The 14,529-nt window shown below is 51.7% G+C and carries 15 protein-coding genes; 5 read left to right on the top strand and 10 right to left on the bottom strand.

The annotated features are described in order from the left end of the window. Positions 1 to 114: 114 nt before the first annotated feature. The 3 genes from NDK47_RS05045 to NDK47_RS05035 are packed head-to-tail and all read left to right on the top strand — an operon-like array spanning position 115 to position 3,985. Positions 115 to 1,263: an iron-containing alcohol dehydrogenase gene (locus tag NDK47_RS05045; protein WP_251873776.1), complete on the top strand. Its 1,149-nt coding sequence runs from the start codon at positions 115 to 117 to the stop codon at positions 1,261 to 1,263. A gap of 8 nt (positions 1,264 to 1,271) precedes the next feature. Then, positions 1,272 to 2,528, top strand: coding sequence for an ATP-binding protein (locus NDK47_RS05040; RefSeq protein WP_251873775.1), 1,257 nt, complete (start codon positions 1,272 to 1,274; stop codon positions 2,526 to 2,528). 20 nt (positions 2,529 to 2,548) lie between these two features. Further along, positions 2,549 to 3,985, top strand: coding sequence for a sigma-54-dependent transcriptional regulator (locus NDK47_RS05035; RefSeq protein ID WP_251873774.1), 1,437 nt, complete (start codon positions 2,549 to 2,551; stop codon positions 3,983 to 3,985). 9 nt (positions 3,986 to 3,994) lie between these two features. Here the strand turns inward: NDK47_RS05035 and NDK47_RS05030 are convergent, their stop codons facing one another. The 5 genes from NDK47_RS05030 to NDK47_RS05010 all read right to left on the bottom strand — a co-directional run bounded on the left by NDK47_RS05030 (position 3,995) and on the right by NDK47_RS05010 (position 8,619). Next, complete coding sequence (locus NDK47_RS05030) at positions 3,995 to 4,672, bottom strand: TetR/AcrR family transcriptional regulator (protein WP_251873773.1); 678 nt, start codon at positions 4,670 to 4,672, stop codon at positions 3,995 to 3,997. A 46-nt stretch (positions 4,673 to 4,718) separates the two neighbouring features. Then, entirely contained in the window at positions 4,719 to 5,858 is a 1,140-nt protein-coding gene (locus NDK47_RS05025; protein WP_251873772.1) for an ABC transporter permease, read from the bottom strand. Continuing rightward, the gene (locus NDK47_RS05020; RefSeq protein ID WP_251875995.1) at positions 5,855 to 6,685 is read right to left on the bottom strand and encodes an ABC transporter ATP-binding protein; all 831 of its coding nucleotides are present in this window, start codon (positions 6,683 to 6,685) and stop codon (positions 5,855 to 5,857) included. The genes NDK47_RS05025 and NDK47_RS05020 overlap by 4 nt, the downstream gene beginning before the upstream one ends. A 26-nt stretch (positions 6,686 to 6,711) precedes the next feature. Beyond that, positions 6,712 to 7,908: an HlyD family secretion protein gene (locus tag NDK47_RS05015; protein ID WP_251873771.1), complete on the bottom strand. Its 1,197-nt coding sequence runs from the start codon at positions 7,906 to 7,908 to the stop codon at positions 6,712 to 6,714. A 192-nt stretch (positions 7,909 to 8,100) separates the two neighbouring features. Continuing rightward, entirely contained in the window at positions 8,101 to 8,619 is a 519-nt protein-coding gene (locus NDK47_RS05010; protein WP_251873770.1) for a ribonuclease FAU-1 family protein, read from the bottom strand. Positions 8,620 to 8,919: 300 nt separating this feature from the next. On the opposite strand from NDK47_RS05010, the gene NDK47_RS05005 reads away from it, so the two are divergent. Continuing rightward, positions 8,920 to 9,675, top strand: coding sequence for a DUF2087 domain-containing protein (locus NDK47_RS05005; protein WP_251873769.1), 756 nt, complete (start codon positions 8,920 to 8,922; stop codon positions 9,673 to 9,675). Positions 9,676 to 9,696: 21 nt separating this feature from the next. After that, a complete protein-coding gene (locus NDK47_RS05000; protein ID WP_251873768.1) occupies positions 9,697 to 10,044 on the top strand; it encodes a GIY-YIG nuclease family protein in 348 nt (115 codons plus the stop codon). Between the two features lie 70 nt (positions 10,045 to 10,114). Here NDK47_RS05000 and NDK47_RS04995 read toward each other — a convergent pair whose 3' ends face one another. The 5 genes from NDK47_RS04995 to NDK47_RS04975 form a co-directional block, all read right to left on the bottom strand. Then, positions 10,115 to 10,687, bottom strand: a complete 573-nt coding sequence (locus tag NDK47_RS04995; RefSeq protein ID WP_251873767.1) for a DUF4825 domain-containing protein — start codon at positions 10,685 to 10,687, stop codon at positions 10,115 to 10,117. Next, positions 10,677 to 11,345 carry a permease prefix domain 1-containing protein gene (locus NDK47_RS04990; protein WP_251875993.1) on the bottom strand — a complete coding sequence of 223 codons (669 nt, stop codon included), beginning with the start codon at positions 11,343 to 11,345 and terminating at the stop codon, positions 10,677 to 10,679. Before NDK47_RS04990 ends, NDK47_RS04995 begins: the two co-directional genes overlap by 11 nt. A gap of 14 nt (positions 11,346 to 11,359) precedes the next feature. Beyond that, the gene (locus NDK47_RS04985) at positions 11,360 to 11,707 is read right to left on the bottom strand and encodes a PadR family transcriptional regulator (RefSeq protein ID WP_251873766.1); all 348 of its coding nucleotides are present in this window, start codon (positions 11,705 to 11,707) and stop codon (positions 11,360 to 11,362) included. 161 nt (positions 11,708 to 11,868) lie between these two features. Continuing rightward, positions 11,869 to 12,753, bottom strand: a complete 885-nt coding sequence (locus NDK47_RS04980; RefSeq protein WP_251873765.1) for an AraC family transcriptional regulator — start codon at positions 12,751 to 12,753, stop codon at positions 11,869 to 11,871. A 229-nt stretch (positions 12,754 to 12,982) separates the two neighbouring features. Continuing rightward, a complete protein-coding gene (locus NDK47_RS04975; RefSeq protein WP_251873764.1) occupies positions 12,983 to 14,341 on the bottom strand; it encodes a glycoside hydrolase family 10-like protein in 1,359 nt (452 codons plus the stop codon). Positions 14,342 to 14,529: the final 188 nt, after the last annotated feature.

Here is a 14,529-nt window from a genome sequence, read left to right as displayed (position 1 = left end):
CGGCCGATAGGTCAAAATAATGGCTGCACAGCCGACGATTTGTCCTTGGAAGCGGTTACTTGCCCATATTACAATACAAGAAAACAGATTTTACGGAAAAAAGGAGTGTTTTGCATGCAGATATCCAAGTTTGCCACTCCGGAAATCATCTTTGGCAACGAGTCGCTCAGCCAGGTTGGCGAAAGCCTGAGCCGCCTGGGGGCAAAGAAGGTCTTCCTCGTCAGCGATTCAGGCGTACTGAACGCCGGGTGGGCAGAGCAGACCATCAAATATTTGCAAGACAGCAACCTGGACTATCACCTCTGGACTCAGGTCACTCCCAATCCGAAAGATTACGAGGTACATGCCGGGGCAGCCGAATATCGCGCCCAAGAGTGCAATGCCATCCTCGGTGTCGGCGGCGGCAGCGCGATGGATGCTGCCAAAGCGATCGCCCTGCTCGGCACCAACGATGGGAGCATCCTGCACTACGAAGGGGTGGATAAAATTGTTCGCCCACTCCCACCGATGGTGATGCTCCCCACCACGGCCGGTTCTGGCTCGGAGGTGTCGCAATTTTCGATCATTGTCGATTCCGAACGCCAGGTAAAGATGGCCATCATCTCCAAATCGTTGATTCCCGACATCGCTATCATCGATCCGCAAACCCTGATGACAAAGGATCGGCGGCTTACAGCCAACACTGGAATTGACGCCCTCACCCACGCCATCGAATCCTACATTTCCCTGGCGGCAACTCCGCTGACCGAGGTGCTCTCCCTCTCGGCGATGCGCCTTATTTCCCAGCATTTGCGCCCCTCTGTAGCCAGTGCGTACAACCTGGAAGCCAAGCAAGCGATGGCGATGGCCAGCCTGCAAGCCGGAATCGCCTTTTCCAATGCGATTTTGGGAGCGATCCACGCTATGTCGCACCAACTCGGCGGCTTGCTCGATACGCCTCATGGAGAGGTAAACGCCATTCTTCTCCCCTACGTGCTGGAGTACAACTACATCGCGGCTCCCGAGAAGTACGTCAAGATGGCGGAAGCGATGGGCGAAAACGTGACGGGACTCAGTCAGCATGATGCCTCCCAGTTGATGATGAAGGCTGTGACCAATCTGACACGCGATCTGCAGATTCCCGTTACTTTGTCCGAATTGGGGCTTCAGCCCGAGCAAATTGATCGGTTGAGCCAGACAGCCGTACAGGATATCTGCATGGCCACCAATCCTCGCGACATGAGTGTAGATGACGTCAAGGCCCTGTATCAAAAAGCCTTGTAGGAGGCCCTATGCAGCATAAAAGAGAAATCCTCCAAAAGCTGACCGGCGTGGAATCGTCGCGCAAGACCTATTACCACGAGCTCAACCTCGTCGTGGATGAGATGAAAAGAAAAAACAAGCAACTGGAGATCATCAACCGGCTGACCAAGCTCCAGGTTGACGCAGACTGGACAGAAGTTAGCCTGTACCTCGCCGAACAACTGGCCCAGCTGATCCCGTTTGACCGCTTCATCCTGACGCTTGTCGAAAAGGCCACCCTGTTTTCCTACATCACCCAGCGAGAGAGCTGGCAATGCGGTACGGCGACACGCCCGCTCCAGCAGACAACACCTCTCCATGTTCAACAGCTAAACGATCTGATTTCGGCGGAACATCCCGGTTGTCTCGTCACTTCTGTCGCGCTTCAAGGCCGGCTGCAGCGGGTATTCGGTTTTCTTACACTGCTGCAGGAACAACCCACCACAGCAGATAGCAGTCACCTGCTGTTGTTCCAGCAGATCGCCGAGCATGTCAGCGTATCTGTAGAAAATATGCTCCTGTTTAAAGATGTCAGCGAAAAGGTAAAAATCGAGGCACAGCTTATCCAATCCGCAAAAATGGCGGCAATCGGAGAGATGGCGGCCGGGGTCGCGCACGAGCTGAACAGTCCGCTGACAGCCATCCTGGGAAATATTCAGCTTCTGATGCGAATGATCAAGACTGAGCCTCATGCCCAGATGATGCATGATATTTACCAATGCGGCGTGCGCTCCAAGAAAATCATCCAAAATCTGTTGACCTTCTCCAGGCAGGAGGAGTACTCCTTCGAGCGCCTGAATATGGACGATCTGGTCGAGGATGTCCTGGGTTTGATCGGCTACCAGCTCACGGTCTCGGGTGTCACGATCCTCCAGCATCCCTCGGACAAGCCGTTGCTGTTTTCCGGCAGCCGCCACCAAATTGAGCAGATCATCATCAATCTGCTGCTCAATGCGCGCGATGCCCTGCAGGGGGTCTCGTCGCCAACCATCACGATCCACACCTTTCAACAAGTGACAGAAGACGGTTCATATGTCGGGCTTTCTGTCCATGACAACGGCTCGGGTATCAAGCAAGAGGATCTTCCCCAGATTTTTCATCCCTTCTTTACAACCAAGGATCAGGCCAAAGGAACAGGCCTGGGACTGTCGGTCAGCCTCGGCATCGCCGAAGCCCACAATGGGAAGCTGACGGTGGAAAGTGAGGCCGGCTCGTTCAGCCGCTTCACCCTGCTCTTGCCTACATGATCTGATGAGGAGTTGGACGGTTGATGAAGAAACGCGTGCTGATCATTGATGATGAAGTAGAAGTCACCTCTTTTTTCACGTATTTTCTCCAAAGCCAGCAATGCGAGGTGACGGTCGCCCATTCCGGCCGGGAGATGCACCATCTGCTGGAGGAAGGCACTGACTATCAACTGGCATTGATTGATCTCAAATTGCCCGATGCCAACGGTCTGGAGCTGTTGACCGCTGTCAAAAAACGCATGCCAGCCTGTGAAGCCATCGTAATGACCGGGTACAGCACGATCAAATCAGCCGTGACCGCTATGCAGCTAGGGGCTCGCGACTATTTGGAAAAGCCCTTCGACGATTTGGACAGCCTGGAGTCGGTTCTCTTTTCCGTCCTGGAGCAAAACACTTCCACGGATGACGAGCTTGCCCGCACTGCCCGCCACTTTGGGATTCTCTATGCGGGGAGCAGTCCGATGGTTACATTGTTGACCCTGGCAGAAAAACTGGCCAAGAAGGCGATCAACGTGCTGATTGAAGGAGAGACAGGCACCGGCAAAGAGCTGCTTGCCCGCTTTCTCCACGGTGTCAGCCCCCGGGCGGCTTTTCCCTTTGTCGGGATCAACTGCGGCGCGATTCCGGAAACACTGCTGGAGAGCGAACTGTTCGGTCATGAAAAAGGGGCATTTACCGGTGCCGTGAAGGGGCGCAAGGGTTTTTTTGAGCTGGCCAACAACGGTACGCTGTTTCTGGATGAGATCGGCGAAGCGCCTTTGTCCATTCAGGTCAAGCTGCTGCGTACCATCGAGACCGGTGAATATATGCGCATCGGCGGAGAGCAGACATGGAAGAGCAACATCCGTTTCGTCTCGGCCACGAACCGGAATCTGGAACGAGAGGTGGACGGAAATCGATTTCGCGCGGATCTGTTGTACCGGTTGGAAGGCGTCAAATTGACGATCCCGTCCTTGCGGGAACGGCCGGATGATATCCCCGTGATTGTTCAGGATTATCTGGAGAAAAAGTATGGCGGCGCTTACCGGATTGATGAAGAGGCCCTGTCCCTGCTCAAGACCTATTCTTGGCCAGGGAATGTCAGACAGCTGCTCAATGTGATCAACCAGGCGGCAGCGATCCACGAAGGGCCTCTTCTTTTGCCTGAGCATCTGCCTGCTGCGATCCGAAGCCACACCGCCCCGCTCCCCCAAAACGAAAGCGGACCGCTTTCTGTCCAGCAATTCGTGGAACAGGAAGCGATCCGCTTTCAGGAGAATATCATGAGCCGGATTGGTTCGATCGACGATATTCAGTTCGATATATTGCTGGAGAGAATCCGCAGACTGGAGACCGAGGTGGGCCGCCATGTCATCCGCAAAGGGCTGGGCGAGACGAATGGAAACCGGCAACTGCTCAGCGAAAAGCTGGGCATCTCCAAGCGGACGCTCCGTTACATCCTCAACGAAAAAGACTGAGGACTGCCCTCAGGAGCGGTTGGCAATGCCGTTCATCAGAATATCGACGGTAAGCGCAATTTGCTCGTCATCGCTGCGCTGGGCAAAGCGATCCGGGTCGGCTACGTGTTTGAACAAAACCAGGCCGATGAGCGAGGAAAAAATGACCCGGAACACAGCCTCAGACGGAAGCGGCCGCAGCTCGCCCGCCTCGATGCGGTTGTTGATCAAATGATCGGCAAGCCCTTTGGTCTCGCGGAATACTGTGGACAGAAGAGCCTCCCGAATTTCCTCATGAAAGAACGCTTCCTGCAACAGGATGCGGGCGTGCTTTTCGTTGGCTTCGATCAGCTCCAGCCGATTGCGAAAGAGGTTTGTGATGATTTCATTTATAGACAGCTCGGACTCTTTGTGAAAAATTTCTCGAATGTCGCGAAGGATAAACGGCGCCGCAAATTTGACCAGTACCGGAGCCACTACGGCCAGCAATATATCCTTCTTGGATTTGTAGTGGCGGAAGATTGTTCCTTCAGCCACGCCAGCTTCCTTGGCAATCTCTGCAGTGGAGCTGGCGTGAAAGCCTTTTGTCGCAAACAGCTTGATCGATGCTCGGATAATATTTCGCTGCTTTTCCGTCATTTCACTCTCATCTTTTAACTCTTCCACGTATTGCAGCAGACTTTCTTCTATACTTTTGCTTTTATCCACGTCAACGCTCCTCCATCCTACTCGTGTTTCTCTGGCGCAGAGGCGGTTACTCGATTCGTTTACGGAAACGGATGATGGCCACACTGATGATCAGCAGGAAAAAGATGACCATGCCCATCGTATCTTTCCACAAGGCCTCAAGACCGACGCCTTTTAAAAAGATGCCCCGCAAAATTTCCAGGAAATAGGTAAGCGGGACAATCCCGCCTAACCATTGTATCACGACCGGCATCGTTTCGCGTGGAAACATAAAGCCGGACAACAGGACACTGGGCAGAATAAAAGCGAAGGCCATCTGCATCGCCTGAAGCTGCGTGCGGGCCACGGTAGAGATAAAGATGCCAAGTGTGAGCGTCGTCAGCAAAAACAGCACCGACAGCGTGACGAGCAGCATGACACTCCCTTTTACCGGTACGCCAAACCACGAGGTGCCCAGCATCAGGACCAGACAAAATGAGAAGAACCCGATGATGACGTAGGGCGTTATTTTCCCGAGTAACAGCTCCAGCGGCCGGATCGGGGTGACAATCAACTGCTCCATCGTCCCCCGCTCTTTCTCCCTGACCAGGGAAAAGGCGGTCAGAATCATCGTTACGTTTTGCATAATCAGCCCAATCAGACCGGGAATGTTAAACACGATGCTTTCCATATTAGGATTAAACAGCACGCGCGGCTGCAGCTCTACAACCGGCTCCAGCTGTCCGAATCCCTGCTTCTGCATGCGCTCTTCGAGAATCGTCATCCCGTTGTTCTGGATAATGATTTGGGCATTGGACGCAGCCGTGCGGGCAATATTGGGATCGGAGCCGTCGATCAGCATCTGCACATCTGCCTTCTCCCCGCGGTCCCGCTTCCGGGTGTAATCGGGCGGGATCACAAGCGCGACACGGGCGCTCCCCTCATCGAGCATCGCTTCCAGCTGGCTGTAGCTTCCGGCATGTGCCACCACCTGAAAGATGTGGGTGTTCTCCAGTTGACTGACCAGCTCCCGACTGTAGGCAGAGGGGCTTTGATTCCAGACCACGGTCTTGATGTCATTCACATCGGTATTGACCGCGTAGCCAAACAGAAAGAGCATCATCAGTGGCATGGCCAAAGCAATCGCCAGACTGGGGCGGTCCCGTTTGATCTGAATGATTTCTTTTTTGACCACAGACCAGTATCGGGCCAGCGAAAAACGTTTCATTTTTCTTCCCCCTTTTCAGGGACGGGCAAGTCATTGTCACGCTTGCCCCTTCGACTGCCTTGTTTGTCACCGCTCACCTGCGGCCCTGCCTGCTGCCCCTCCTCCTCCTCTTTCACCAGCTTGATAAACACATCCTCCAGATTGGCCGCCTGATGCTGCTGGATCAGTTCAGAGGGGGTACCCTGGACGAGAAGATTTCCAAAAAAGATAAAGCCGATCCAGTCGCAGGTCTGGGCCTCGTCCATGTAATGCGTCGTGACCAGAACCGTCATCCCCTGCTTCGCCAGATCGTGAATGACGTCCCAAAAAATCCGCCGGGAAACCGGGTCTACTCCTGCTGTCGGCTCATCCAGAATCAGCAGCTCTGGCCGATGAAGCAGGGCGCAGGAGAGAGCCAACCGCTGTTTCCACCCGCCGGAGAGCGAGCCTGCAAGCTGCTTTTCCCGGCCCGTCAGTCCGGCCATTTCGATCAGTTCTGCTTTGCGCTGCTGTCTTTCCGCTTTGCCTAGCTGGTACACACCCGCGTAAAAATCGAGATTCTCTTCCACGCTCAAATCTTCATACAGGCTAAATTTTTGCGACATATAGCCAATCCGCTGCTTGATCTCCTCGCTCTGCGTCATCACATCGTAGCCCAGCACCGTCCCCTGTCCCGAGGTCGGGGTTAAAAGGCCGCACAGCATCCGAATTGTCGTCGATTTGCCTGAGCCGTTGGGGCCGAGAAAGCCGTAGATGGAGCCTTTGGGCACCGTCAGCGACAAGCTGTTGACGGCGATCCGCTCCTGAAAGCGTTTGGTGAGCTCTACACAACGGATGGCCTCGTTCATCGGGTAGTCAGGCTGTGTGACTTCTCTCATCGCTCTCCCTCCTCCGTCAGCAGGCGCACATCGGCAGGCATGCCCGGTCTCAGCTTCTCCAACCCTTCTGTAATCCGGATCGTGACGGCAAAGACCAGCTTGGTCCGCTCGTTGGGTGTTTGCACATTTTTCGGTGTAAACTCCGCTTTTTCGGCAATTGACTGGATCTGGCCGACAAACACTTCATCCGGGTACGCATCCACCTTGATCTCGGTCTTTTCCCCGATTTTCACCTTGGACAGCTCTGCTTCCGGGATGTACACCTTCAGCTTCAGGTGATCGGCTTTCATCATCGTAAACAGGGTAGCTCCCTGCTTGGCAACCTCCCCCTCCGAAATCGAGGTGCGGAGCAAAATGCCGTCGGCTGGTGCCTTGATCACTGTTTTTTCCAACTGCCATTTGGCCTGGTCCAATCGCGCATCGGCCTGCTGTACTGCCGCCAGCATCGCGCGAATCGTATAGTCTGTACTGCCTTCTTTCAACAGGTCCAGATCGGCTATCGCTCCTTTGCGCTGCGCCTCTGCCGTTCCCTTTTGGGCCAAGGCCGCCGCGATATCCTGTTGAGCCGAAAGCGTGCGAGAACGTGACGCCTCCACCTGAGCGGCGAGCTGGTTTACTTGTGTCTGCGCCTGGTTGACGGCTTCCTGCTGCGCTTCGTAATCCTTTTTGGAAATCGCCCCGCGCTCAAACAGGGAGGCTGCTTCCTTCAGCCGGCTTTCCTGGTAGGCCAGCGTCTTTTTTGCTCCCTCCCATTGCGTCTCTACCTGTGTCGTTTGCTCCTGACTTTGGGCCAGCGCTGCCTGGGCCTGCTTGGCACGCGCATCCTGCAGGGAAATGGTCGCATCGGCCTGCTGAACCGCAGCGATCCCCTTTTGCACAGAAGGATTGCGGCTCCCCGCTTTTGCTTCGTCCAGCTTGGCTTGCGCCTGGGCCTTCGCTGCTTCGGCCTCGTTGACGGCTGCTTCATAGGTGCGCTTGCTGATTTCGGCCAGCACACCCCCTTTCTGGACATGCATGCCTTCCTCAGCAGTAGCGTGCTCGACCAAACCGCCTACTTCGGCGACGATCGGCACTTCATCTGCTTCAATCGTGCCAGAGAGCAGTTGTTCCGGCTTTTGCAGGAGAGAGCAGCCAGCCAACAGAGAAACGGAAAGTGACAAAACCAGGAAGGAGCAGATTCCTTTGCGATACATCCTCATCACCTCATTTTGTAAAAAAGTGAGTACTCACTCATTTTTCTTCTCAAAAAAATAACATCCCCCCAAAATTTGCAACCCGTCTGGTTTTTAGAGAGAATGCTTGTTTTCTCTTGGTGCTCATCTTGCGAGTGATTACTCACTTTTCTTACTTGCATTATAGTGTGATCCCCTCTCGCGTGTAAAGACCTACTTCCACGGATCAGGAAAATCAAACCATTCTCTGTCTCCCGCTTCATATCTTTTCAACAGTTCCGCCGCCGTTTGACAGGCAAATTGATACTCTTGCCGGTTAATCAGCTTCCTTTGCAGCGCTTCATCCAGCTCGTCCTGATCGAGCAGATACACCTCGCCGTTTGGCAATACAACAATATCGAGATACAGGTCATCATAATACAGATGCCCCTCCTGATCCTTGCCGTGCTCCTTGCAAATATCGATGTACCACTGAATCGTCTCTCCCCGCTCGTTCAGCATCTTGGTTACGGCATAGCCACAACCGGACGGAAAAAACTGCAGGTAGCAATAATCCTGATCTCCTACACACAAGCGTTTTTCTCCCACAGGCATATAAGCAGGCTCGATGACATCATCCAGTGTCAGGCGAACTGCATAGCCGGTAAACTGCGCTGTCTCCAGCCACTTTTCATCGTAGCCAAGTTTTTTCACTCTTCGCCAGTTTGGGCGGTCCGCTCTTTTTCGTTTCATGCAAAACTCCCCTTTCCTCTCTGAGATTTCTATGAACGGATGGCGAGATATACGTTCGTTCTCTCGCTATCAGCAGTACGTAGCTGGCCATCGCTCGCAGCAGCGATTAACGGCATAACCTCTCCAGTATAGCTCGATGGGGATAGGAATTACCAATAGCTGTTTTGTCAATTGTTCGATAGAGATGGACACTGTCAGTGGTGGCAATTTTCTCTAACACCGAAATACAACTCGACAAAACATAGACACTTTGGTAAAGTGTCTATAAAATGATAAACCGAGTAAGGATGTGTTTGTACCATGAGTGTTTCTGAGCGTTTCTGGAATGCGTCGGTGGAAGAACTGAAGGCAGGGTATGTAAAAGCCGATCATCACTTCTTCTGCTTGCTCTGTGGCAAACCCTTCGAGGATGGAATCATTTATCCGGAAGACGGTGTTTTTTATGAAGCGGAAAGATATGTACGCCTTCATATTGAAAAAGCTCATCAATCCGTATTTGACTTTCTGATTCGCATGGATAAAAAATTTACGGGTCTGACGGAGCACCAGAACAGCCTGCTTCACCTGTTTTATCAGGGAAAAAGCGATGCGGAGGTGCAAAAGGAGCTGGGGATCGGAAGTGCTTCAACCATCCGCAATCACCGCTTTGTGTTAAAGGAAAAGGAGCGGCAAGCCAAAGTATTTCTAACGCTGATGGAGCTTTTAAAAGAGAAAGACAAGCATGCCCCGGCATTCGTCCCGCTGCATCAAACGGCAAGAATGGTGGATGACCGCTACAACATCACCGAAGACGAATCCCAGGCGATGCTCCAAAAGTACTTTCCCGAGGGTACGGACGGACCGCTTGCAACGTTTGCTCTGAAGGAAAAACAGCGAGTCATCGTACTGCGGGAAATCACCAAGCGCTTTGACAGCGAGCGCATCTATACCGAGAAAGAAGTAAACGAGATCCTGAAAGCTGTCTATGATGACCACGTAACGCTGCGACGCTATTTGATCGAATACGGTTTTCTCGACCGAAAAACAGATGGCAGCCAGTACTGGCTGAAAAAATGATCAGGAAGGCAGGAAACGAGGATGAACCGCAAAGAAGAGTTAAAGCATCAATACAAAGAAATGAAGACAGAAGCCGGTGTCTACCAAATTAAGAACACTGTGAATCAGAAGGTGTGGATCGAAAGCACCCGCAATCTGAAGACGATGAATGGCAAGCAGTTTCAGTTGAAAATGGGCAGCCATATCAACAAACAACTGCAGCAGGAATGGAATGAATACGGCGAGGACGCCTTTGTCTTTGAAGTGCTGGAGGTCTTGAAGAAAAAGGAGACCGGCTATTTTGACGAAGCCGACGAGCTAAAGAAGCTGGAGGAAAAATGGCTGGACCAGCTCCAGCCGTACGGGGAGCGCGGCTACCACAAAAGATGAATTCCACGAAAAAGCCAATCGACCGGCCAAAGACAGGTTGATTGGCTTTTTTTGCTCTGTAATCTGGCCACTACTCACTGCTTTTCTCAGCAGAGGCCACTTGCTTGAAAAACGTTTTTACGTAGCTCTCCTCTGCCAGTCGGTCTCTTACTTCCTGGTCCCACTGCTTTTTCTCCAACAGTCGTTGCAGATTGCCACCGTACCATTGCTCGATCGCTGTCCGCGAAAACGTGTAGGAGACATCGGGGAATCGGACCTGGTAGCGCTCCAGATTTTCAATCAAGACAAAATTGGCCGTGGCGTTATAGAGCAATGCTTGTTTGAGCAGCACGTCATCAACACTGGCCGCATCTCTTTGATAAATCAGCTCAGCTTTGTACTCCTCGGGGTACAACTGAAATGTTTTCGGAATAGCTGACAGCGGAAGATGGTGATTCAGGTTGATCAAATTGGAGGCATCCCCCATGTATTTGCTCTGATAGCGCAGGACACTTTGAAAGTCATGTGTCAACGGGTTCTGCTGATCGGCCTTGTACTGCTCCTCCTGTGCTCGCAGCTGGGGTTTCAGATAGCCTTCTACCACTGTGAGTCCCACTACACCAACGAGCAACAGCGCAATGATCCACTTATTTTTATTGTTCATCTGTGCCCATCACCTCGTGCTTTCCAATCAGCTCGAATGCTCTTCGAATCATGAGCGGGACAATGATCAGCAGGAAAGGCATCGCGTAATCGACGACCAAAAGTCCAAATTGGTACGGTCCGTCGATGTGAATCGGACGCCAAAACCAGAGATTGCTGCCAAACTTGATGGCTGTGGTGTAAAGGGTCATCACTCCGGTGTACAATCCACAAAAAAGCCAGGCAATTTTTTGCGCTCTTTTCCATGTGGCTGCATTCACGACGGCAACAGCCGAGTCGCCCTGTCCCTTTTTCAGCAGCATGAGATAAGTGACACCGCAAATCAGAACAGACAGCGTCGCCAGATTGTTGAGCAATTGACCGGATAGCGTAAACCGGAGCGGAATGGACAAGATCCAGACAATCAAGATGTACAAAAAGACGGACTGGGCAAGCTCCCGCTTATACCGCCCAACGTAAATTCTCGGATGCCCTTCCAGCAAAAAATCAACGGTATCCATACTTTTGGCGGCAAGTCTGAACGCCTCGTCACGTGACAATCCGTCCTGCATGAAGTCGGTGATTTTGGCTTCCAGATTGCTGATGATTTCTTCTTTCAGCTCACGGGTTTCCTCGCTCTCCTTATGGCCGGAAAACAACCCTTCCACATACTTTTCCACGTCTTTCAAGTGAGTCACCCCTCATTTTCCACACGGATCAATCGGTCGATGAGATCGCGCGCGCTTTCCCATTCGTCGCAGTTTTTCTGGTACAACGCTCTGCCAAGCTCCGTGATCCGATAGTATTTCCTGCGCCCGCCCTGTGTTTCTTCTCCCCAGTAGGATTCAATCATGTTCTGCTTTTCGAGGCGGCGCAGACTCGAGTACAGCGTAGGCTCTTTTAATTCAAAGCGAGATTCGCTTTTTTGGTAAATTTCCTTGATGATCTGGTAGCCGTAGTTATCCCGTAGCATCAGTACAGACAAAATAATCGTGTCGATGCTCCCCCTGACCAAATCACTGTTGTATGCCGTTTCTTCCAATGCAGCACGCCTCCCGTCCCTTGCCAGATACATCATAACACATATTACTATGTGTGATAAAGTACTATTTGTAAAAGGGTGTATCCACTTGCCTTACGTCCGCACAACGGGGCCGCAGTGAAAGAGAAAAAGAAAAAGAGCGGCCGAAGCAGCTTCTGTACCTATTCCCTACCTTCCTTCTTTAAAACGGGAATCCAAATCTCACTTTTTACCGTTGGTGAAGTCAAATCTTTGCTTTGGATTGACGAGATTTCGGGTCCCTCCGCCTGTTGAAAGCCCGAGGATGGAAACCACTCTGAATAGATGCGTCCCCACGTTTCCTGCAGGGTCTGAGGAAACGGTCCCGCTGACTCGAATACCGCCCACGTAAAGGCTGGAACTTCCAGTTTCGTAAATCCTTCCGGACACTGATGCGTTGTGGCCACACCGATATAATGATCAAGCCCTCCTTTTTCCTCCATGCGGTCTTCCGAAAAGTTCGTGGATGCTTGAATGAGCCCGGTTGGTTCCACATTTGATAATGCTTTCAGTTTATTGATGTTCTCCATGCCCAAGCTTTTCCACATGGCGGTTATTTCCGGGTTCTCTCCCTGGAAAACGATCGGCACTCTTTTCATGATCCCCACGATGTGAAATGCTTCTTTTTCTTCTATTCGGTAATTCATTTCACTTCCTCCTTTTATCGATATTTGGAAGGTCATGCGCGGAAAGGCTTTTAACGCTTTGCCATTCTTTCTGGCTTCTGAAGGCGTGACACCATGCAAACTTTGAAAAGCTCTGGTAAAAGAATCGGGCGAATGATATCCGTATTTCACCGCGATATCAATGATTCTAAGATCGCTATGGTTTAGTTCAAAAGCGGCAAGAGTCAGTCGTCTCCGGCGGATATATTCAGACAACGTCATGCCTGCGAGAGAAGAAAACATTCTTTTAAAATGATACTCGGAACAGAAAGCGGCCCTGGCTACTTCCCTCAAGTCAATCTCATCAGCAAGATTATCTTCGATATACCGAATGGCTTCGTTCATGTGTCTCAGCAAATCCATCAGATGACCTCCTTTATCAAAAGCATAGCAGGATCTGCATGTATTCTTCCGACATTTTATGCTCAATGATGCAGGGTCTTCATTTTGGAAGTCATGCAACCCCATCTGTAGACTCTGCATCATGTTCTCGATGCGCTCAAACAAAAATAGCCTCCTCGTCCAAATGGCAGTACGTACCGCCATTTGTCACGAAAAGGCCATCTATGCTACAACTTCAAAACCCGCTTCCTCACTGGTTCTGAGCTGAATAGTACTGTTTCAGACTGGAGCGAATCCCTGCTGTATCCTTCATCAGCGTTTTGGCACTGAAGAAAATACTGCCCTGCACCTGCGGGAAAGCCTTGTTGAACTGCAGCTGCTGGATTATCGTCTGGCTGGAAGCCCAATCCGTCGTATTCGATCCTACGCGGTACGCACCTTGGCCAATATACAGCTTCACAGGCGTGCCATTCGTCTCGTTGGACCACCAGTGAACCAGCTTGTCGTAGGCGGCAGGCTTATACCCAATGCTCCAGTAAAGCTGCGGCGCTACATAGTCCATCCAGCCGTTGCGAATCCAGGTGCGCACATCGGCATACAGATTGTCGTAGGAGCTTTGACCGTTGGTGTCGGAACCAGTTGGGTCATCCTTGGCATTGCGCCAGATTCCAAACGGGCTGATGCCAAACTCCACTTGCGGCTTTACGCTTTTAATCGACTGATAGAGATCTCTTACAAATACGTTGACATTATCGCGGCGCCAGTCGCCTTTATTGGTGAATCGGCCCTGGTTATAGGCGGCAAAAGCAGCATCGTCCTTGAAATCTTCTTTTCCATACGGGTAGAAATAGTCGTCCAGGTGAACACCGTCGATATTATAGTTGTTCACCACTTCCATAATGCCGGCAATGATGTGCTTACGCACTTCCGGCAGTCCCGGATTGTAAATCAGCAGGTTATTGTGCACCACGGCCCAGTTTGGATGTACGCGTGCCGGGTGAGTCGCAACCAGGTTTTCCCTTACTGCCGAGGTGCTTGCCCGAAACGGGTTGAACCAGGCATGGAATTTCATGCCGCGCTTATGCGTTTCTTCCACCATGAAAGCGAGTGGATCGTACCCCGGATCTTTGCCTTGCGTACCCGTCAGCCATTTGGACCACGGAACCAGCTTGGATGGATAAATCGCATCCGACTCCGGGCGAACCTGAACGATAATCGAGTTCATGCCCGTTGCCTTCAACTCGTCCAGCATGTGTATGTATTCCGCTTTTTGCTGTTCCGCACTGAGGCCTGCCTTTGACGGCCAATCAATGTTGAATACCGTGCTTACCCATGCCGCACGCATTTCTGGGTGCTGTTGTACCTGGTTGAGCGTTGTGTTTGTTTCGTTTGTCCCTGCTCCGGAACCAGTATTGATCGCAGCCGGCGGAGCAATGACAGACCCGTTGCCGGCGATATCAGGCGGTGCCACAGAAGCCACAAGCTTACTTGTTTGCGAGCCTGTGAAGGCAGCAAAAATACTTGGCTGAGGCTGTGCCGAAGCCGCCATGACTGGTTGAACACCTAGCAACAAAACGAACAAACCCATGAGAAAGCCATGTTTCTTCAATTTCAAATCCTCCTAACAGCAAAAAAATTCCCCATACTTCTCTATACTGGTTTGGCACACTTTTCTATCTATCAATCTAGTAGACGCTGCAAGGAAGATTTTGTTGCTTGCAAATCGCGAAAAAATTGTTGAAAAATCGCGAAGGGCTTACCTGACCTGTCTCATCACAGGATAGAAAAATGGCAATG

The organism is Brevibacillus ruminantium (genome assembly GCF_023746555.1).
GTDB classification, from domain to species: domain Bacteria; phylum Bacillota; class Bacilli; order Brevibacillales; family Brevibacillaceae; genus Brevibacillus; species Brevibacillus ruminantium.
The sequence above is the reverse complement of the archived record's forward strand: the minus strand, read 5'-3'. Positions and strand labels throughout refer to the sequence as shown.

What these genes read in the sequence shown, in the direction of transcription:
- NDK47_RS05020 (WP_251875995.1), bottom strand. Translation starts at nt 6,685, where the DNA reads ATGAACGAGGCCATCCGTTGTGTAGAGCTCACCAAACGCTTTCAGGAG.
- NDK47_RS05005 (WP_251873769.1), top strand. Translation starts at nt 8,920, where the DNA reads ATGAGTGTTTCTGAGCGTTTCTGGAATGCGTCGGTGGAAGAACTGAAG.
- NDK47_RS05000 (WP_251873768.1), top strand. Translation starts at nt 9,697, where the DNA reads ATGAACCGCAAAGAAGAGTTAAAGCATCAATACAAAGAAATGAAGACA.
- NDK47_RS05045 (WP_251873776.1), top strand. Translation starts at nt 115, where the DNA reads ATGCAGATATCCAAGTTTGCCACTCCGGAAATCATCTTTGGCAACGAG.
- NDK47_RS05010 (WP_251873770.1), bottom strand. Translation starts at nt 8,619, where the DNA reads ATGAAACGAAAAAGAGCGGACCGCCCAAACTGGCGAAGAGTGAAAAAA.
- NDK47_RS05040 (WP_251873775.1), top strand. Translation starts at nt 1,272, where the DNA reads ATGCAGCATAAAAGAGAAATCCTCCAAAAGCTGACCGGCGTGGAATCG.
- NDK47_RS05025 (WP_251873772.1), bottom strand. Translation starts at nt 5,858, where the DNA reads ATGAAACGTTTTTCGCTGGCCCGATACTGGTCTGTGGTCAAAAAAGAA.
- NDK47_RS04995 (WP_251873767.1), bottom strand. Translation starts at nt 10,687, where the DNA reads ATGAACAATAAAAATAAGTGGATCATTGCGCTGTTGCTCGTTGGTGTA.
- NDK47_RS04980 (WP_251873765.1), bottom strand. Translation starts at nt 12,753, where the DNA reads ATGGATTTGCTGAGACACATGAACGAAGCCATTCGGTATATCGAAGAT.
- NDK47_RS05015 (WP_251873771.1), bottom strand. Translation starts at nt 7,908, where the DNA reads ATGTATCGCAAAGGAATCTGCTCCTTCCTGGTTTTGTCACTTTCCGTT.